Source organism: Rickettsiales endosymbiont of Trichoplax sp. H2, assembly GCF_009690945.1.
GTDB lineage: Bacteria > Pseudomonadota > Alphaproteobacteria > Rickettsiales > Midichloriaceae > Aquirickettsia > Aquirickettsia rohweri.
Window position 1 is genome coordinate 270,781 of the sequence record NZ_NPHZ01000002.1, and the last position, 20,449, is coordinate 291,229.

Here is a 20,449-nt window from a genome sequence, read left to right on the forward strand (position 1 = left end):
GCATCAAGCTGGAATTTGATTATCTTGCACTCTCGTTATTATTAGCAAATATACTATAATAATATAATAAACTGAAAATTATCAAATAGTTACACAATCATATTCTATATCATAAAATTCAATAGCATCTGAATAATTTGCAATATCATGCTCTTCCACACATTTACCAACTCCAGTTGTTATATGTATAACGTTATAATAATATATAAATTCAGTAATTTTATCACTATTACTTTCACTATATTTATTTTTTATTTTTTCACGTATATAAGCTCCATAAGTTCTACTAATAGTACCTATAGGTTGTTTTAATATAATACAACTCATAATATTATCACTGAAAAAACAATCAAAAGTTTCAATGCTATATACATACTTGGAATACTCCAGCCATTCATTCTTATTTTTTAAATCTTGTAATGTTTCTGAAAAATATTCCCATGCAATATTATTAATAGCTCCATTAATAAGTTTGTATAACAGATCAAATTTATTAAATAATATATTATTATCTAATATTGTTTTAAATAAATAATTACTTGCATAATAAAAGCCTCCACCAAATGCACCTGCTATAATATGCTTAAAATGATAATAATCTTCTCCAAGGTAATCATTTATCTCTTTTCTTCCCCAATATTTTAAAGTTCCACTTATAAAGGTAAAGGCTATACATTTCCATCCATAATATGTTGGACCAAAACCAAAGCTCCACAAAATAAAATTAGCTGCCACATCGCTAGATGACGCTATTTTTGCACTGTTATATATATTAATAATATGCTCAGATCCCAAAACATAGTTAACTCCTTCATATAAATCATTAGTTAATGAAGCACCTGTTTCATACACATAATCAATAAAACTATTTGGCATTATATACCCCCCCTTTATTAAATTTAATTACTCCAAGTTAATGAAAATCAAAATTGAAAAAATAGATAGTAATAAATCTTAGTAAAATAACTCTAAATAGACTTATTTGTTATTTTTGAATGGAATAGTTATTCTACACATTGATAAAATTTTACACCCCTATACTTTAGTAATTATTGCTAATAACACATAGTTGATTATCTATATATAATTATAATTTGGAGTAGATAGATTTACTCTGAACTTTAAACATCGCTTTCGAGTAATATATATTATTTATACCACAGCTATGTTAAGTAAATTATATTCATTGTCAAGTTTAACTTAGTGTAATGATCTTTTTCTTGATTTTTAACGTAATATCAAATTGTGTAAATGGTAAGTATATACAAATAATATATTTATGTTACCCCCATACTTTAATTATTAATATGTCTCATTATATGAAAGAATTGTTTGTTTTTATTATTTTGAGAAATATTTTTTGTTATAAAAAAATCTGTTTTATTACATAAAAAGTCTTCCAATAATTTTTTTATGCCATTTTCAGTTTCATTTAAATTGCTTTTTATATTATAAATAATTGTATTAGTATACTTTCCACTTATATCAAAATATTCTAAATTAATTTTTGATATGTTGTCATTTATATCTTTAAATCCATTATTTATTAAAATATATTCTTCTATTGCTAATTGAGGTGATATACCTTTTAAAACGTCATTGGAACTAGGAATTAATCCAGATTTAAAATCTATTATTTTTGCTTTATGTTGTTTTTTTAAAATATCAATTTTATCAGCAATACATATTAATTTAATGTGCTTGGATTTAAATCTTATATTAATTTGCCCAAATATCTCACTAAAAGAAATAGAATCATCATTATTAATTATAAAACTCTTATAAATAGATTTTGCTATATTTTGCAAACGTATATTCCAAAATTTATTTATTTTATAAGGAATACCTTGATGCTTAATTTGGTTTATAAAATTTTTAGTAAAAATATCCATAAACTCTTTCTCATTTTGAACTTTCATTAATAAAACATCATGAATTATTTTATGAATAATAATTCCAAATTCTTTTTTTTCTGCATGTTTAGCAATTTTTTCTAAGTAATTTAAGTTTAAAATATATTTTATATAATAAACATATGGGTTTGAAATTAATTTTTCGATACCTGTTACTGAGATTTTTGATGGCCTTTGCTCAATGTTTGGACAATAATAATATAAATCTGAGTGATTTTTATTGATTGGAGTATTTATATTTCTAAAAATGTTTAAATATTTATTGGTATAGAGTATTGATTTTTCTTCTATATTTTTAATTGATAATAATTTTTCTAACCACCTGCATATTTGGTCATTTGAATGAGAAGTTATTTCGGAATAACTAAAAATAACATCTTTATTGTATAAAGAGCTTATAAAATCATATTGTAAAAATTGTAATTCTGAGTCTGTAGGTTTTAAATTATTTAATATTCTAAAATTTTTATTGAAAAAATTATTATCAAAAGATAAATCAATAAATGTTTTTTCATTTAATCCAGCAAAAATTAAGGTGCTATATTGAATATTTCTATTTTCAAAAGTTTGAAGTATGGTGACTGATTTGGCTATTTTATAATTATTATTAGTTGAATTTGAATTGATAAGCTTTTTTATTATAGTTAAGTATTCATCAAAATTTATATTTATTTTATTTTTAAAAATTGTTAATTTTTTTTTAATATTACTTATTAAATTAGCAAAATCATAATTATAGGACTGATTATTTAGAAAATAGAACAAATCTAAATGGATTTGCAAATATTCACAAATTGTTAATGTTGTATTTTTAATTAACTTCTTTGTTTCAAGAAATTTCTTTTCTATTTTTAATAAAATATTATAAGATGCTTTTTCTGAATCACTTGCGTTAATAAAATAATCCTGTACTTTTTCTCTATAAAGATATTTTCTTAAGAAATTTAATTCAAAATTTCTTACTAAGTTAGTTTCTATAACTTTGCAATGCGTAGATTTAAGAATATCTAAAAGTAATGGGTAATTATTTTTTTCTGTATTTATATATAAAGCAATAAGTAAAAAGAAATTTGAAATAGAAGACTTGGAATGTTTATTTATCAAATTTTCTACATTTATATTCCATAAGTTTAAAAATCCTTCAATTAAGCCTGCAAGTTTTTCAGATTTAGTTTGTACGACAATAGTCTCAGGGTGTAATTCTAATTTTTCTCTAATTATTAAAGCAATTAATTTAGCTTCTTCATTTTGATTTTTTCCTCTTATTACATTTAAATTATCTAAATTTAATTCCTCATTATTATTTTTTAGTAAAATAGAGGGTATTAAGTAATCAGTATGTTTTGAAGTTGTTAAATTTTCTATAGATTCAGTAGTTATCTTGGTTCTTTTTAAAAAATCTAAAATATGGTTTTGATATAAATATCTTTTATTATTTGTTTTATTATAACCTCTAATAAAAATATATGAATTTTGATATTTCGCTAAATTATCTATGAAATACTTTATGTAACTAACTTCTGTTTGTGGCAAAATAATGAATATATTTGCATTATTTTGATAATCCCATTTTCTTATTATTTCATTGATGGCAAAATTCAAAGTCTGAGATTTTAAAATTAAATTATTTTGGGTTAGAAATTTTTCAAGAGATTCGATTATTACAAAAATCAACTTTTCAATTTTTGTTGAGTTAGTCATTTTTTGTCGATCATATTGATAGTAATAATATTCATCTAATGTTTTCAGGATTTTAGAATAGTTAACAGTGTCTAAAAATTTTGTATCAAATTTATGAATATTATTTTGCTTAATAGAGTTTATAACGGATAAAATTAATATATATAATTGATCTTGTTTGAGTAAATGTTTTTTAATTAAACTAATTTTAGCTGCATATATATTGTTACAATAATTATCAAAATCTAATAAATTTTCATCTATAGATGAAAAAGTAGTAATTTTAGGAAATAATAGTTTGTTATTTATTGTAGATAATTTTTGTATAAAAGCAGTTTGAATTCTTTTATGAGGTAATATAATTAAATTACTATCAGGATTCTCTAAATTATTTGAAAGCCTTAAAATTTTTTTTATTAATTGCTCTAAAAAATTTGTACTAAAAGGAATATTGAAAATTTTCCCCATTTTAATTTATAATTTTTCTCCAGATTTTAAGTATGAATGACCTAATGTAATTATTTTAACCTGTTCTGGTAAATTGATTACCCAAAAACCATCACTATCTTCACCTATAATTTCAACAGGAAGAAATTTTACAATATTTTGGTTATTTATTACTTTAACTCCTGTAATGCCATCACTATCTATACTAAGAGTAGATTGAGAAATTTTATGAGCATTAAAATATCCAACATTTATAAAAACCTTTATTAATTGGCCGCTTTTAAAGGCATCATCAATATTTTTAGTAATAATCTCTGCTGAATATGTTTTTGTACTATCATCCGCAATTTCACTTAATGAAGCTATTTGAGGCACCTCAACCTTTTTACCATTTAAGATAATAAAAGATTCAATGCTATTTTTTATTTGATTATATTGATTATACGGAACATCAAATTTTATTTTTATAACTTTATCTGATATAAATTCTCCAATTTTTGAGTATGCAGGTAGGTAGCTACCTTTTTTTATATTAATTTGATTAATAACACCATCATAAGGCGCTTTTATTATTGTGTTGTCTAGATCTAATGTGGCAAGTTTTAGTTGGGCTTGAGCTTGAAAAAGTTGAGATTTTGCCTCAGCAATATTAGACTCTGATCCTAATCCTCTTTTAGATAATTTTAAAGCGGATTCATATAGAACTTTTTTGCTTGCAAGGTTTTCTTTAACTGAATTTAATTTATCTATGTAATCTTTTTTTTCTAAAGCTATAATAGGCTGATCTTTGTCAAGCTTTGTTCCATCATTCACTAATATTGATATAACTTTACCACTTACTTCATTTGTTAAGTCTATTTGATTTTTTGATTCCATAATGCCAGTAAAATTTAATATCTTAGCTTTCTCTATTGATTTTGAATTTACAATTTCATAATTTAAGGCTGTATTATCTTTATGAATTTCATAAGAGTTTTGATTATGAGAAATTAAACCGCTTAACATCCATAAAACTATAAGTATACAAAATATGATAACTACTTTAAGACTTGTGGAAAAATTTTTAAATTTAACAAGATGCTTATCTAACATAAGAATAGTAATATAATTAAAAGTTTATCTTTCTATTATTCCTTTATAAACCTGTCTTGGTCTTCCTATTCTCATTTTTGGATCTTCAATCATTTCTTTCCATTGAGAGACCCATCCAGCTGTTCTTGCTAAAGCAAAAAATACTGTAAACATTTGAGTAGGAATTCCAAGAGCTCTATAAATGATACCTGAATAAAAATCAACATTTGGAAATAATTTTTTCTCTATAAAATATTCATCCTTTAGAGCAATTTTCTCCAGCTCAGTAGCAATAATTAATAACTTATCTTCTTTTATTTTTAAATCAGCTAATACTTCATGGCAGTATTTTTTTAATACATTAGCTCTAGGGTCATAATTTTTATAAACTCTATGACCAAAGCCCATCAACCTAAAAGGATCATTTTTGTCTTTTGCTTTATTAATATATTTAGGAATATTTTCTGGCTCGCCAATTTCTTTGAGCATTTTGATTACAGCTTCATTCGCTCCTCCATGTGCAGGCCCCCAAAGTGAAGCAATGCCAGCACTTACTACAGCAAATGGATTGGCTCCTGAAGAACCAGCTAATCTTACTGTTGAAGTAGATGCATTTTGTTCATGATCAGCATGTAGAATTAATAGTTTATCTAATGCCCTTGCTATCACAGGATTCACCTTATATTCTTCAGTTGGAACACTAAACATCATTTTCAGTAAATTTGAGCTAAAATCTAAATTATTGTCAGGATATATAAATGGTAATCCTACAGAATACTTATATGCCATTGCTGCAAGTGTAGGTATTTTAGCAATAATTTTATGAATTGTTGCTTCTCTTTGTTTCTCATTTTTAATATCTAAACTCTCATGATAAAAAGCTGATAAAGAGCTTACTGTACCTACCATTATTGCCATAGGATGAGAATGCCTAGGAAATCCTCTAAAAAAAAACTGCAACTGCTCATGCACCATTGTATGGTGTTTTATGGAATTTATAAAGCTATTTTTCTCTGATGGATTAGGCAATGATCCATATAAAAGAAGATGACAAACCTCCATAAAATCTTGCTTTTTAGCAAGGTCAACAATGTTATATCCTCTATGCTGCAAAATTCCTTTTTCTCCATCAATATATGTAATTGATGAATCACAAGATGCCGTAGACATAAAACCAGGATCATAGGTAAAATAACCAGTATGTTTATATAAACTTCTAACATCTATAGCTGAAGGTCCTTTTGTACCTTCAATTATTGGCAATTCAAGTTCATTTTTTTGATTCGGTAATTTTAGTAAGGCTTTTTTATGCTCATTCATTTTAAGAAGTGATTGGTAAAAAGTAAATAAATGGTATACTGGCTATCCTACTTTTTCAATAGCTATTTTAATTTTAACCAAGATAATTTAGTACTTTATTAAGATTAGATAAACTCATTAATGTAAATACAGAATTTTAACTGTACCTTTAAAGGAATATGCATTTTATCATACTATAACTCCTTATTTTAAGATATATTGAACAAATGAGAGGAATAGAAAATATGCGCAAATATAATCAAGTTCAACTAATATAGATTTCTAAAATTAGAAAATGATATAAAAAAGGATTATGAATAATAAGAACTAACTAAATGAAAAAAACTTCATTAATTTTAATAATATTATTAATCTCTGTGTTATCTGTTGGCCAGTATATACCTCTAACTATAAAGTCAACTTTATATGCAATAAGTTTAACTATCCAAGAATTATTAATTTTTTTTATACCTTTTATCATAGTTATTTTTATTTCTAGAAGCATTATACTTTTAAAAAATCAAGCAATAAAACTAGCTATTGCTAATATATATTTCAAATTTTATCGCTTCATTTACATCGTTTAATGTTAGCTTTTATATGTTAAATAATAATTTGAATCTTACTAATTTCAACAGTAATAAAGAATTATTAATAGATAACTTGAACCCATTATGGAAGTTCAATTTATTTAAAATTTTATCAAATAAAATTGCACTATTAATAGGAGTTATTTTGGGAATTTTAGTGCCAATACTTAAAAAAAATCAAGCAAACAAGATTGCAGATTATTTATTTCACTATGCAATGAAATCAATAAATTTAGTTTTTATGCCTATATTACCATTATTTGTACTTGGATTTTTAATCAAACTACAGCATGATAAAATTTTTGAATTTGCACTTGTAAATCATTTTCATACTTTAAAAATTATTTTTACTATTTCATTAATATATATTGTATTAATTTATTTTATTGCCAGTAATTTTAAATTTAACAAAACTTTAAAAAACATAATTACCATGTTGCCTGCATCTTTCACAGCATTTATCTCTATGTCAAGCACTGCTGCATTGCCATATACTATAGAAGGTGTGAATAAAAACATATCTAAAAAATCAAATATTATTATTTCACTTATTCCTCCAATTTCAAATATGCATTTATTAGGAGATTGCTTCTTAATTCCCTCTTGCATAATGTTAGTATTAAAATTATTTAATTATCAAATCCCATATACAGAATTTATTTATTTTTTAACATACTTTGTATTCATGAAATTTACTGTCTTAACAATCCCTGGAGGTGGAATTATAACAATCCTTCCATTACTATCAAGTGAACTTAATTTTAATTATGAAATACTATCTATTGTTATGACTTTGTATTTATTGCTAGATCCATTTTAGCCCTTTTAAACGTTATTGGTAATGGAGGATTTTTTATAATACTAAGTAAAATAGTTAATAAATATAAAAATAACTAAATCACTTATTATTTAAATAATAAGTAAAATTTCTATAAAATTGCAAGATTGCAAGAAAATCTAGCTTTTTAGAAGAAATTTATATCTATTATTTTAAATAAAATATAAAAATCATAAATTATTCTTTGAAAAAGAAATTTGTTTATGATATTAAACATCAATCTTTAACTTTTAATAATAACAAAGGTATCTATATGAGTGATAGTATTAAAGAAAGAGTACTAAAAGTAATTGACAAACAACTCAATAAAGACACTTCTCAAATCAAATTAACAGATAGATTTATTGAAGATCTTGGAGCTGACAGCTTAGATAGAGTAGAGTTAGTTATGGCCCTTGAAGATGAATTTGAAAATTTAGAAATTCCTGATAAAGAAGCAGAAAATATCAAAACTGTTCAAGATGCAATAGATTATGCTGAAAAGCACTATAATCAAGCTCAATAAGGTTTAATCAATAATCATAATATGATTAGGGTTGTAGTAACAGGCATAGGGTTAATAACTCCCCTAGGTATAACAGCAAATGATAGCTGGAATAATATAATAAATTCAAAATCTGGTATAAAAAAAATACCTGATAGTTTATTTTCAAGTGATGATTTAAACTGTAAAATAGCAGGCATAATTCCATCTGAATTTAATATTGAAGAATTTGTTGATTCAAAAGAATCAAAAAAAATGGATAAATTTATTCATTATGCTATAGCTGCAGCAGAAGAAGCAATTTCAGATGCTAATCTAAAGAATTTGCCAGACGGAATTAAAGAGGAGATTGGTGTTTTAATTGGATCTGGTATTGGAGGCTTATCAACAATTGAAAAAAACGCTAACATATTAGAGTTAAAAGGCCCAAGAAGAATTAGTCCATTTTTCATTCCAGCAAGCTTGATAAATCTTGCTTCAGGTCATGTTTCTATAAAGCATGGATTCAAAGGCCCTAACCATTCTGTAGTTACTGCTTGCTCAACTGGAACACATGCTATTGGAGATGCAGCAAGAATAATAAAAGATGGTGATGCAAAGATAATGGTTTGTGGAGGAGCTGAGGGAGCAGTTTGCAAACTTGGAGTTGCAGGATTTGCTGCAGCAAGAGCGCTATCAACCAATTTTAATGATTCACCAGAACAAGCATCTAGACCATGGGATAAAGATAGAGATGGGTTTGTAATGGGTGAAGGAGCCGGTATATTAATTTTAGAAGAATATGAGCACGCTAAAAAGAGAAGAGCTAAAATCTACGGCGAGGTTGTTGGATATGGACTATCCGGTGATGCACATCATATTACTGCACCAGAATCAGAAGGTAAGGGAGCAATAAAAGCTATGAAAATGGCTTTAGCAAAAGCAAAAATTGCCCCAGAAGAAGTTGACTATATAAATGCTCATGGAACATCTACACCACTGGGTGATGTTATAGAGCTAAATTCAATCAAAAAAGTTTTTAAAAACAATATTAAAGACATTGCTATTTCTTCAACTAAATCATCCATTGGCCATCTATTAGGAGCTGCAGGCAGTGTTGAAGCAATAATTTCTTTGCTAGCAATCCAAGATTCAATACTTCCACCAACACTTAACTTAAATAACCCTGATGAAAGTTGTGAAGGAATTAATTTGGTAGCAAATACCCCTCAATCCAAAAAAATAAATTGTATTATGTCCAACTCTTTCGGATTCGGCGGCACAAATTCTTGCTTAGTTTTTAAGAAAGTTTAAGAACCTAAGTATAATATCACTAAATTTTATGCAAAAAATAAAATCTTAACGTAAACTTAACTTTTCGTTCAAAAACCTTAACGTAATTTTAACGTTTCATCAATATACTACAGATAATATTTATTAACTAAATTAAGGTGATCAATGAAATTATTATAGCATTGCTAACTTTGCAGTTGGCACTTTTACAAATATATTTAATAAATTTTTTTATACAGAAACCAACCAGACTTATCAGCAATTATTTGGTCAATTTACAGCTGCTTGGAAAGGTTATAACGAAAATAATTTAACTAATTTTATTAATGGTATAAAGCCATACAAGTTTTCATATAACTGGGATGCGTATACTATGAATAAAATTGGAGAAGAATTTAATTATTATATTTGTAATGCGGAATATTCTACTGGTTGGAATGGTGAGTTGTTTCATACAATACCACTAAGCCTACCACAAGTAATTATGGATTGGAGCACAGTAACAACAATTGGTGCAGGAATATTAGACACTATTGGTTATTATACAAATTACAGTTTGTTATCATGGAGTAGTCCTATTGGCCTTCCAAATATTATTTGGCAAAATGTAAAACAAAGCTCTGAATCACTTTCATTACAAGGTGTATTAGCAGTACTAGGACTAAGAGAAGGACTAGAAGTAGGAGCAGTAGGATATGCATATGAAATTTTCATAATGTCTATGTTTGATATACAGAGAATTTCATCTTTAAATTATCTGAATATTATAGTAGAAAAATATGGGCTTGAATCCATTAAACCTCTACATGATGCAGGAGCAAAATTCTCTGACCTACATGCTCTTCAAATTACAGAATTGGTAGAAAAATATGGCATTGAAATTAAAGATAAATTATTGCATCCTGAAAGCATCAAAGATGAAATAATAGCTGATGAGATTCTTATAGAAAGTCAAAAAGAGACTAGTTTGATACAAAAAGAAAATATATATTATGATACAGCTGAGGAAATAGAGAATACTAATACTACTGATACATATGATACTCTTGAAGGTAATTAACCTGGTATTTTAGCAAATTCAATTTCATAAAGATCAGATATACTGGCATTAACAGCATAATATAACCCGAGCTGCAGATAATAAGTTAGAAATTTATAGCAAATCTTATCATCATGAAGAGGAGTATCTCTGAGCAGTCATCACGAGGGAGAGACAAAGTCTCGACTGTAGTGATCCAGAATTATTGCCTAACTTACATTTTTGAAATATATATGGATTGCCACGGATGCCTATCATCATCCTCGCAATGACGTTTTTGTTTTCGTCATCACGAGGGAGAGACGAAGTCTAGACTGTGGTGATCCATAATTGTTGTCGCATTTACATTTATTGATAATTTTCCTGGATTGCCGCGAGCATTAAAATGCTCTCGCAATGACTATATTGCTAACTAAAATTGTATTCAAATATTTGTATATAACAGTTCTTTCGCCTTTTATAAGCAAGTCTTATCTGCAGTTCTGGTTAATATAAAATAATATGCACTAGGTATTTACCACAAAATTCTTCATTGATAATGTCTGGGGTAGCCTTTGTAAACTATAAATAACTCAGCCTTATTTATGTATATAGCTTACGTACTTAGGAAAATATTATAAAAATTACCCTGCACTATATCTTGATTCACTTTTTAGTTACAATCACAACAGCAGGTTTAATTAGCCTACCATTAATAGTATATCCTGCCTGCACAACATTTATTATTGTATTTGGTTCTTTTTCTTCATCTTCAACTTGAGATATTGCTTCATGCAATTCATGATTAAAAATTTGGTTAATTGGATATATCCTTTCTACATCAAAATCATGAAAGACTTTCAGTAAATTCTTTTTAGTAATCTCCACACCTTCAAATAAAGTTTTCAATTCACTATTTTCTTCACAAGATTTTAAATCAATATTATCTGATGCCCTAAATAAATTTTCAACCTGCTCAGTTAAATTTTTTACAAATTTGCTAATTGCAAATTTATGAGTGTCCTCTAATTCCTTTTTAAATCTTTTTCGCAAATTATCATTTTCAGCCTTCTCTCTTATAAGTAAATCCTTTAACTGATCTACCTCAACTTTCAAATCATCTACAACATTAATTTTCTCGTTATTCTCTTCTGTTATCTGATCATCTACCTTTACATCTTGTTCTTTCTCGTTTAAATCTTTTTCATTGTCCATAGAACATATAATTATATTGAAATCTAATACTTTATTTAAGTTAAAAATATTAATTTTTCAAGTATTTGAAATATTTTTATGGACAAAAAAATGCTATTTATCTAGGATTAGATAAAGTAAATAATTTTAAATACTCATGAGAAAAAAAATTGCATTAATAGGTGGTGGCAATATAGGGGGAACTTTAGCATATATAGCTGCCTCAAAAGAGATAGGTGATATTGTAATTTTAGATAGAAGCAAAGAATACGCTGCTGGAAAAGCATTAGATATCGAAGAAAGTTTACCTGTAATGAAAAAAGATGTCACTTTAGTTGGAACAGATGATTATTCGGATATAAAAGACTCAGATTTAGTAATTATAACAGCAGGTGTTGCTAGAAAACCTGGAATGTCAAGAGATGACTTATTAAGCGTTAATGCGGGCGTGATTAAAGTTGTTGCAGAAGGAGTAAAAAAATATGCCCCAAGTGCCTTTGTAATAGTAATTACTAACCCTCTAGATGCCATAGTATATGCATTTTTAAAATATTCTGGTTTTTCAAGAAAAAAAGTTATTGGTATGGCTGGAGTTTTAGATTCTGCAAGATTTAACTTATTTTTAGCTAGAGAATTAAATGCATCTGTAAAAGATATTAAATCATTTGTATTAGGAGGTCATGGAGATACAATGGTTCCATTAATAAGATATACAAATATTGGTGGAGTACCATTATTAGATTTAATAAAACAAGGACGTATAACATCTAATAAAGTTCAAGAAATTGTTGAAAGAACTAAAAGTGGAGGAGCTGAAATAGTGAAATTATTAAAAAATGGGTCTGCTTTCTATGCTCCAGCTACCTCAGCAATTAGGATGGCTATATCTTACTTAAATAATAGTAGACAACTCTTTCCATGTTCTGTTTATCTAGAAGGAGAGTATGGCTTAAATGATATATGCATGGGGGTTCCAACTTTTATAGGTGCCAACGGAGTTGAAGATATAGTTCAAATCACCTTCAATCAAGAAGAACAAGCTATTTTTGATAAATCAGCAAAAGCTGTAGGTGATCTTATTACAGCAATGCAAAAGGTATTAAACTAACTCACTTTAATGAATGATTATATTTTAGTTAAAGGAGCAAAGGAACATAACCTTAAAAATATTGATGTTAATATCCCAAAAAATAAACTGGTAGTAATAACTGGTGTAAGTGGATCAGGGAAATCATCACTTGCTTTTGACACAGTTTATGCAGAGGGCCAAAGAAGGTATGTCGAAAGCCTTTCTACTTATGCACGACAATTTTTAGAAATGCATAATAAACCTGATGTTGAATCAATTGAAGGATTATCACCTGCAATAGCAATAGATCAAAAAACTACTTCGCGCAATCCAAGATCCACTGTTGCAACTGCAACAGAAATTTATGATTATCTTAGAGTATTATTTGCAAGAATAGGAGTTCCTTATTCCCCTGAAACTGGCTTGCCGATAAAAAAACAAAGTGCAACACAAATGGTAGATTTATTAATGAATCTACCAGTAGAAACAAGTATTATATTGCTGGCTCCAATAGTGCGAGGACAAAAAGGAGAACATAAAAAAGACCTACTACACTATCGAAGGCTAGGATATGAGAAGTTAAAAGTTAATGGTATCTATTATGATTTTGACGATCTCCCCCATATAGATAAAAATAAAAAACATGATATTGAATTAATTGTAGATAGAGTAAAAATAGATTATAATTCAAGAGATAGAATCGTAGATAGTGTAGAAAATATTTTAAAGATTAGTAAAGGGTTACTATATGTAGAAATTAAATCTATACCTAAGGGTTGCAAATCATCTGATGTTAAAGAGGGTAAAATTCTTATTTTTTCAGAAAAATTTTCATGCCCAATATCTGGATTTTCTCTCACAGAAATTGAACCAAGAATTTTTTCATTTAACAGCCCTTATGGAGCATGCCCTAAATGTAATGGTCTTGGCAAAGAAATGAGCTTTGATCCCCAGTTAATTATACCTGATAAAACTTTAACACTACTAGAAGGAGTAATTGCTCCATGGAAAAAAAAGCATTCTAAATATTCTAATACTCAGTACAAATTTTATGAAAGCCTCTTAAATGCACTAGCTATTCATTATAATTTTGATTTAAATACACCATATGAAGAATTACCAAACGATATTAAAAACATTATTATGAATGGTAATAATGGTGAAGATATTAAATTTTCATATCAAGATGGATATAGACAATTAACTGTCAATCAACCATTCAAAGGCATAATACCAATTTTAGAAGAAAAACTACATAAAACAGAAAGCAATTACATCATTGAAGAGCTTTCAAAATATCAAATTCAAATCAATTGTAGTGATTGCCAAGGATTTCGAGTTAAAAAAGAATCTTTATGCGTCAAAATTAATAATTTACATATTGGAAATGTCACTAAATTTTCAATAAATGATGCATATTCTTGGATTAAAAATCTGAAAGATAATTTAGATCAAACACAAATTAATATATCAAAATTAATTTTAAAAGAAATTGAAAGGAGATTACAATTTTTAATTAATGTAGGATTAAATTATTTGACACTAAATCGTATATCATCAACATTATCTGGTGGTGAAAGTCAAAGAATTAGACTTGCATCGCAAATTGGCTCTAGTTTAACAGGAGTATTATATGTCTTAGATGAACCCTCAATAGGATTACACCAAAGTGATAATGATAAATTAATTAATAGTTTAAAAGAATTAAGAGACTTAGGTAATTCTATTATTGTTGTTGAACATGATGAAGATACTATGCTTCAATCAGATTATCTTATAGACATTGGTAAATATGCAGGCATTCACGGAGGCAAAGTAATTGCTCATGGAACTCCTGAAGAAGTATCAAAAAATAAGGATAGTTTAACAGGGCAATATATTTCAGGAAAGTTATTTATACCTGTACCAAAGCAAAGAAGGAAGCTTAATCCAAAAAGAATAATATCTATAAATAATGTCACAACTAATAATTTAAAAAACATAAGTGTAAAACTCCCCATTGGTAATTTTATTGCCATAACTGGAGTTTCTGGAAGTGGAAAATCTAGTTTAATTTTGCAAACTCTTTATGGAGCTGTAATGAATAAACTGCACCACTCTAATAAAAATTGTGGCCAATATAAATCAATTTCAGGATTAGAAAATATTGATAAAATTATAGAAATTGATCAGCAACCAATAGGCCGAACTCCAAGATCTAATCCAGCTACCTACACTGGTGTCTTTACACCTATAAGAGACTGGTTTGCAAGTTTAAAAGAATCTAAATTAAGAGGATATTTACCAGGAAGATTTTCATTTAATGTAAAAGGTGGAAGATGTGAAGTATGTGAAGGTGATGGATTATTAAAAATAGAGATGCATTTTTTACCTGATGTATATGTGAAGTGCGACGAATGTAATGGAAAAAGATATAATAAAGACACATTTCAGATCAAATATAATGGAAAGAACATAGCAGATATTTTAGAAATGACAGTAGATGAAGGCATAATTTTCTTTGATAAATTACCATTAATTAATGATAAATTAAAAGCTTTAAATTCAGTAGGACTTGGGTATATAAGTATTGGACAATCTGCTACAACTCTTTCAGGTGGTGAAGCTCAAAGAGTAAAGTTGGCAAAAGAATTGTCAAAAAAATCTACTGGCAGAACCCTATATATTTTAGATGAGCCAACAACTGGACTACATTCACATGATATACAAAATCTACTTCAAGTTTTACATGAGTTAGTTGATATGGGCAATACTGTTATTGTAATAGAGCATAACCTTGATGTTATTAAGACAGCAGATCACATCATTGATATTGGCCCTAAAGGAGGTATAAAAGGGGGTGAAATTATAGCTACTGGCACTCCAGAAATAGTATCAAAAAACCAAAAAAGCATTACTGGAAAATACCTTATTAATAAGTTATAAATTTTTGTCAAAAATCTTTACAATATAATTACTCAAATTTATTATAGTATAAGTAACACTTTAGGTCACTGTGGGGATGGTAAAAAAAGTATCAGATTTTGTTTCAACTGGAGAAGATACAGCTGGTAAAACTCCAAGTTTTCAAGCTACACTAAAAGGCGATAGTCAAAAAGTAAGATATCAAATCAAGCGCTCAAATTATATAAATAGATTTAGAAGATGGATTGGATTAGACCCTGATCAATCTGATATACTCGGTGAATATATTGCATCTCGAGTGACAGCAAGTTTGCTTAATAAAAATTCACCACCAGATTTAGCACCTGAAGTTGATTTAATTTACAATGAGGATCAACATGATTTCAGTTTAGCTTCAAAATATTTAAATGATAGAGATCAAAGATTTGTCGGTATGACTCTTGGTGAATTGATTGAAGATAAGGATAACCTAAAAGCCCAAGAAAAAGCAAAATACCTTAGTCAATTCAGAGAATCTCTTCAGATCACGTTAAGTCAAATGGACTCAATGTTTAAAATTAATTCTCCTAATCCTAGACAACAAGTTTTGTATAAACTTTTTGAAGATTCAATAGCAAAATTAGATTCAATTTTTGATGAAATTGAACAAACTAAAGAAATGGAAGAACCTTATGAAAAAAGAAGAAAGAAAACAAAATTAGTATTTGGAAAGGCTTCAGACAACCAATTATCAATGGACAAACCTTGTAAAGTTGAAATCGGAGGTAAGGTAGAAACTGTTTCTATAAATAAAGTTGAACTTTATAATGCTTTAGCAAGTTCTATTATTCTTGGTGATCATGATATCAATCCTAATAATTTCTATGCTATTTATGATAAAGAAACAGAAGAAGTACGAATTGGAAGGATAGATTTAGGCCATGCATTTAATGACCTAATAAAAAATTGGATGGTTGGTTCTCATACACCTAATATTAATGGTAATCGAGAGACAGTTTTAGATTTTCTTAATCGACAAAAAGAAAATGGGGGGGTAACAAAATTCAGCAGAGACGATGCAGAAAAGAATGGGAGTAACTGGCTTTTTTGATAAAATCACTCATCAAATAGGTAATATTCCTAATAAAACACTAAGAAATATTATTGGAGTAACTGCGTTATTTACTAGGAAGTTATTTCAAGTACTTCTTTACATACCAAAAAAAATATTAAGTATCCCAAAAAAACTTGCGATGCTTATTCCCCCAGTTAGAAATTATTATGAGCAACAACAAATTAAATCAGACGAAAAATTGATAAACAGTCTTTTTGATAATTGTGAAAAGTATATTACTAAAAACCAGCAAGAATCCCAATCTGTTGCAAATTTAATTGATGTCCAAATTATTGTAAAAAATTTACTTGAAAAAGAAAACCCTACAGAAAAAGATATTAAAGAAGCTAAAGATAAAATTAAAGATATTTATCAGGCCGATCAACATTATTTAAAAAATAAATCTTTTAAAGATACAATTGAATGGGTAAATCATGATGAATCCTCTAAACCTTTGCAAATGAACTTAAACAAATATATAGAAAATCAAGCACAAAAATTAGGAAGAAAAGATTTGGCAAAACAAATAGTAAAAACCTTTAAAGAAAAAGATATTGCTACACAAGTTAATATTGAAAAACATAAATCTGAAGAAAGAGTTAGACCTAGAGCAAAAACCATGGATGTTCCTAGGGCAAAAGATCATGATTTATCCTTTAATTTAAGAAAAACAATTAATCATCATCCACTTAAAGCAATTCATCACCCTATAAAAGATCATGTTAAAATAAAACAAAAATGTTGGGTTTCTGAAATTCATGGCAGACATAACGTTGGGAAGATATCTCGTGCCTAACTATTTGGCTATAGAAGAAAGAAATTGAAATTTTAAATTGTTTGTATATATTTAAATACATTAATATTATAATATCACAAAATATGAATTTCGGTAATTTATTAAAAATTATTATCTTAATAATAATTTTTTCTGTAAATATAAATTTTGCAAAAGCTTATAATCTAAATGATGCTATAAATTCTACTCTAATCAACAACGATCAAATACAAGCTGCAAAGAAAAAATTAGAAATAGCAATTTTGGCAAAACCTAAAGCAATGACAGAATTTTTGCCAGATGTTAATGCAAAACTCAACAAAACTTTCTTAAATCCAGATGGATTATCTTCATCCTCTAATAGCAGCAATTTTACCTTTGCTATTGAGCAAGATATTTTTACTGGTGGCTCAACCGTTGCAAAGCTTGCTGCAGCTGATGCAGAGATCAATGCTGCTTATCAAGAATATAATAAATCTCTGAATGAAATCATTCTAAATGCGATTACTTCTTATCAAAATGTATTAACTTTTAGAGAATTGGTAAAAGTGCAAAGAGAAAATGTAGATATGGCACAAAAACATGTAGAAAAAGCTACAATAACAGTAAAAACTGGTGCTGAAACTAAAACTTCACTTTTCATGGCAAAAGCAAGTTTAGCAGCTATGAAAAGTAGTCTCGAAGACTATTTAGTTCAACAAAATCAAGCAGAATCATCTTATCTATATTTAATTGGTGAAGAAGCTCCTAAGAATATAGATATAATTGATGTTAAAAGATATCCTAAAATCGATAGCGTAGATAAGTTAAAAATAATGGTAAATGCTCAAAATCCTGATTTACTTACCTTAAAAAACAAATTAAAGGCTTCTAAACAAGGTATTAACATCCAAGCTTCTACACTTTTACCAAAAGTTAGTTTATTTGCAAATAGGTCAATAAATAAATACTCAAATAACTTTCCTGGAAATAAGGTAGGTAACGGCAACAACTATGGTATTCAAATGTCAATTCCTTTACTATACAAAGGTGGCATTCAATATCTTAATATCTCAGAAGCTAAAAAGAGAAACAAACAAACTGAATATTCGCTTAAGGATATAATTAAACAAGTTGACTCTAAGACAAGTGATGCCTGGAAAACTTACATATCTAGTGAAAATATTTACAAATCATATCTTTCTTCTGAAGATAATTACTATAAAACATACTTAAGTACACAATCCGAATTTGATGTTGGTGCAAAAACATTAATGGATGTTATTAACAGACAAAAAGACTATAATACTGCTATAATTAATAGATTACAAAAAGAAAAAGATTATAAGTTATCTTCATTTAAAATTTATGATTTAATAGGCAATTTACCTAAAGTTCTAAATGAAAATAGTCTATTTAATAAAAAGAAAAAGGATGCAAATAAATGATTGGAGATGATTATATAATTGATAGATATAAATTAAAAAATAGTTTGAATAAGTGGAAATTTCTAGCATTAGTATTTTTATTTATTTCTATTTTCACTATTTTTTATCATAAAAGTGATAGTGTATCAAAAATAAAGCCCAACTATATTGCAAATATAGAAATTAGTGGAATGATTTTGCAAAATCAGGAAATGATAAAATCCCTAAATAAATTAGCAAATGATAGTAATGTTAAAGCTGTACTAGTAAATATAAATAGTACTGGAGGCACTGGTGTTGGAGGAGAATCTTTATACAGAGAATTAAGAAGAATTGCTAAAAATAAGCCAGTTGTTGCTTCTATTGGTGAAATTGGAGCATCAGCTGGATATATGATTGCCCTTGGAACCGATAGAATCTTTGCTTATGACATAAGCCTTGTTGGATCAATTGGTGTAATGATAATGAATTTTGAAATAAATGAGTTAGCAAAAAAGCATGGAATTAATCTCGAACTTATTAAGTCTTCTCCTCTTAAAGGAATACCAAATTATTTTGAAAAATTAGATAACCAACAAAAAGAATATGTTCAAAATTTAGCTAATGAATCAAATCAATATTTTATTAAACTTGTTAAAAATAGAAGAAATCTATCTGAAGAAGATCTAAAGGCAGTATCTAATGGAAAAATATTTATTGGTACCAAAGCTATGAAATTAAAGCTGATTGATCAGGTTGGCGATATGAATGATGCAATCGATTGGCTAAAACGAAAAGATGATTTAAAAAATTTAGAGGTGAAGAAAGTTAACTTAGTCAAAGCTACTTCTAAATTAGAAAAATTATTAGATTACTCATCAGATATTAAAGTTATTTTTTCTAGTATTTTTAATAAAATATTAACTTAATTAGTGAAAGTATAAAAATGCATAATAATTATCCAAAGTTATATATAAAATTTCTATTGTTTTTTATTTTCATAAGCAGCTCGCTTTACACAATCGAATCTAATGCCCTCCCAGCACCTCTTTCCAATGAGCAATTAAATCAACAAAGTGATTTAATTGCAAAAGTAAATGTTTTAGGCGTCACTAGAGTTGGTTACACACATAAAGCAATTAAATTTCAAGCATGGCTTCAAATTATAAAAACAATAAAGGGCAAAGCACAAATAAATGATACAATATTAGTCACATGGTATAGATTTGATAAAAAGCTTATTGGTAGTTGGGAAATTGCATATTACCCAGGCGAAAAATTAATTACTTATTTAGTCTGGGATAATAAGGAAAAAGCTTATAAAAATCTTTCTTGGAATTCAGTCAAAAAAATAAAATCTATAGGCAAAAAATTACCTATTAAAAACGGGGCAGTAGAATTTAATATTGCCCTTTAA

At 27.3% G+C, this 20,449-nt stretch carries 17 protein-coding genes; 11 read left to right on the top strand and 6 right to left on the bottom strand.

The window, feature by feature from the left end:
* Positions 1-81 precede the first annotated feature (81 nt).
* The 5 genes from h2es_RS03435 to h2es_RS03455 form a co-directional block, all read right to left on the bottom strand.
* Complete coding sequence (locus h2es_RS03435) at positions 82-876, bottom strand: hypothetical protein (RefSeq protein ID WP_154511433.1); 795 nt, start codon at positions 874-876, stop codon at positions 82-84.
* A 419-nt stretch (positions 877-1,295) separates the two neighbouring features.
* Positions 1,296-4,061, bottom strand: a complete 2,766-nt coding sequence (locus tag h2es_RS03440; protein ID WP_154511435.1) for a PD-(D/E)XK nuclease family protein — start codon at positions 4,059-4,061, stop codon at positions 1,296-1,298.
* Positions 4,062-4,067: 6 nt separating this feature from the next.
* Complete coding sequence (locus tag h2es_RS03445) at positions 4,068-5,132, bottom strand: efflux RND transporter periplasmic adaptor subunit (protein ID WP_154511437.1); 1,065 nt, start codon at positions 5,130-5,132, stop codon at positions 4,068-4,070.
* A 24-nt stretch (positions 5,133-5,156) separates the two neighbouring features.
* Positions 5,157-6,431, bottom strand: a complete 1,275-nt coding sequence (locus tag h2es_RS03450; protein WP_154511438.1) for a citrate synthase — start codon at positions 6,429-6,431, stop codon at positions 5,157-5,159.
* A gap of 310 nt (positions 6,432-6,741) precedes the next feature.
* On the bottom strand, positions 6,742-6,891 hold the full coding sequence (locus h2es_RS03455; protein ID WP_230204247.1) for a hypothetical protein: 150 nt from the start codon (positions 6,889-6,891) through the stop codon (positions 6,742-6,744).
* Between the two features lie 119 nt (positions 6,892-7,010).
* Between h2es_RS03455 and h2es_RS03460 the strand changes: the two genes are divergently transcribed.
* The 4 genes from h2es_RS03460 to h2es_RS03475 all read left to right on the top strand — a co-directional run bounded on the left by h2es_RS03460 (position 7,011) and on the right by h2es_RS03475 (position 10,654).
* Positions 7,011-7,820, top strand: a complete 810-nt coding sequence (locus h2es_RS03460) for a cation:dicarboxylate symporter family transporter (RefSeq protein WP_154511441.1) — start codon at positions 7,011-7,013, stop codon at positions 7,818-7,820.
* Between the two features lie 271 nt (positions 7,821-8,091).
* Positions 8,092-8,343, top strand: coding sequence for an acyl carrier protein (acpP, locus tag h2es_RS03465; RefSeq protein WP_126044907.1), 252 nt, complete (start codon positions 8,092-8,094; stop codon positions 8,341-8,343).
* 21 nt (positions 8,344-8,364) lie between these two features.
* Positions 8,365-9,615, top strand: coding sequence for a beta-ketoacyl-ACP synthase II (fabF, locus tag h2es_RS03470; protein ID WP_154511443.1), 1,251 nt, complete (start codon positions 8,365-8,367; stop codon positions 9,613-9,615).
* Positions 9,616-9,967: 352 nt separating this feature from the next.
* Complete coding sequence (locus tag h2es_RS03475) at positions 9,968-10,654, top strand: hypothetical protein (RefSeq protein WP_154511445.1); 687 nt, start codon at positions 9,968-9,970, stop codon at positions 10,652-10,654.
* Between the two features lie 624 nt (positions 10,655-11,278).
* Here h2es_RS03475 and h2es_RS03480 read toward each other — a convergent pair.
* Positions 11,279-11,827, bottom strand: a complete 549-nt coding sequence (locus tag h2es_RS03480) for a nucleotide exchange factor GrpE (RefSeq protein ID WP_154511446.1) — start codon at positions 11,825-11,827, stop codon at positions 11,279-11,281.
* A gap of 136 nt (positions 11,828-11,963) precedes the next feature.
* Between h2es_RS03480 and mdh the strand changes: the two genes are divergently transcribed.
* The 7 genes from mdh (at position 11,964) to h2es_RS03515 (ending at position 20,449) form a co-directional block, all read left to right on the top strand.
* Positions 11,964-12,914 carry a malate dehydrogenase gene (gene mdh, locus h2es_RS03485; protein WP_154511448.1) on the top strand — a complete coding sequence of 317 codons (951 nt, stop codon included), beginning with the start codon at positions 11,964-11,966 and terminating at the stop codon, positions 12,912-12,914.
* Between the two features lie 9 nt (positions 12,915-12,923).
* Positions 12,924-15,800: an excinuclease ABC subunit UvrA gene (uvrA, locus tag h2es_RS03490; RefSeq protein WP_154511450.1), complete on the top strand. Its 2,877-nt coding sequence runs from the start codon at positions 12,924-12,926 to the stop codon at positions 15,798-15,800.
* Positions 15,801-15,876: 76 nt separating this feature from the next.
* Entirely contained in the window at positions 15,877-16,869 is a 993-nt protein-coding gene (locus h2es_RS03495) for a hypothetical protein (RefSeq protein ID WP_154511452.1), read from the top strand.
* Positions 16,835-17,668: a hypothetical protein gene (locus h2es_RS03500; RefSeq protein WP_154511454.1), complete on the top strand. Its 834-nt coding sequence runs from the start codon at positions 16,835-16,837 to the stop codon at positions 17,666-17,668. The genes h2es_RS03495 and h2es_RS03500 overlap by 35 nt, the downstream gene beginning before the upstream one ends.
* 83 nt (positions 17,669-17,751) lie before the next feature.
* Entirely contained in the window at positions 17,752-19,074 is a 1,323-nt protein-coding gene (locus h2es_RS03505; protein WP_154511456.1) for a TolC family protein, read from the top strand.
* Positions 19,071-19,961, top strand: coding sequence for a signal peptide peptidase SppA (gene sppA, locus h2es_RS03510; protein WP_126044696.1), 891 nt, complete (start codon positions 19,071-19,073; stop codon positions 19,959-19,961). The genes h2es_RS03505 and sppA overlap by 4 nt, the downstream gene beginning before the upstream one ends.
* Positions 19,962-19,978: 17 nt before the next feature.
* Positions 19,979-20,449: a hypothetical protein gene (locus tag h2es_RS03515; RefSeq protein ID WP_154511458.1), complete on the top strand. Its 471-nt coding sequence runs from the start codon at positions 19,979-19,981 to the stop codon at positions 20,447-20,449.

Bases quoted from the DNA above. Each gene is read 5' to 3' on its own strand.
- sppA (WP_126044696.1), top strand. From the start codon at position 19,071: ATGATTGGAGATGATTATATAATTGATAGATATAAATTAAAAAATAGT.
- h2es_RS03475 (WP_154511445.1), top strand. From the start codon at position 9,968: ATGAATAAAATTGGAGAAGAATTTAATTATTATATTTGTAATGCGGAA.
- h2es_RS03480 (WP_154511446.1), bottom strand. From the start codon at position 11,827: ATGGACAATGAAAAAGATTTAAACGAGAAAGAACAAGATGTAAAGGTA.
- mdh (WP_154511448.1), top strand. From the start codon at position 11,964: ATGAGAAAAAAAATTGCATTAATAGGTGGTGGCAATATAGGGGGAACT.
- fabF (WP_154511443.1), top strand. From the start codon at position 8,365: ATGATTAGGGTTGTAGTAACAGGCATAGGGTTAATAACTCCCCTAGGT.
- h2es_RS03440 (WP_154511435.1), bottom strand. From the start codon at position 4,061: ATGGGGAAAATTTTCAATATTCCTTTTAGTACAAATTTTTTAGAGCAA.
- h2es_RS03435 (WP_154511433.1), bottom strand. From the start codon at position 876: ATGCCAAATAGTTTTATTGATTATGTGTATGAAACAGGTGCTTCATTA.
- h2es_RS03515 (WP_154511458.1), top strand. From the start codon at position 19,979: ATGCATAATAATTATCCAAAGTTATATATAAAATTTCTATTGTTTTTT.
- acpP (WP_126044907.1), top strand. From the start codon at position 8,092: ATGAGTGATAGTATTAAAGAAAGAGTACTAAAAGTAATTGACAAACAA.
- h2es_RS03445 (WP_154511437.1), bottom strand. From the start codon at position 5,132: ATGTTAGATAAGCATCTTGTTAAATTTAAAAATTTTTCCACAAGTCTT.
- h2es_RS03495 (WP_154511452.1), top strand. From the start codon at position 15,877: ATGGTAAAAAAAGTATCAGATTTTGTTTCAACTGGAGAAGATACAGCT.
- h2es_RS03505 (WP_154511456.1), top strand. From the start codon at position 17,752: ATGAATTTCGGTAATTTATTAAAAATTATTATCTTAATAATAATTTTT.
- h2es_RS03450 (WP_154511438.1), bottom strand. From the start codon at position 6,431: ATGAATGAGCATAAAAAAGCCTTACTAAAATTACCGAATCAAAAAAAT.
- h2es_RS03460 (WP_154511441.1), top strand. From the start codon at position 7,011: ATGTTAAATAATAATTTGAATCTTACTAATTTCAACAGTAATAAAGAA.
- uvrA (WP_154511450.1), top strand. From the start codon at position 12,924: ATGAATGATTATATTTTAGTTAAAGGAGCAAAGGAACATAACCTTAAA.
- h2es_RS03455 (WP_230204247.1), bottom strand. From the start codon at position 6,891: ATGATAAAAGGTATAAAAAAAATTAATAATTCTTGGATAGTTAAACTT.
- h2es_RS03500 (WP_154511454.1), top strand. From the start codon at position 16,835: ATGCAGAAAAGAATGGGAGTAACTGGCTTTTTTGATAAAATCACTCAT.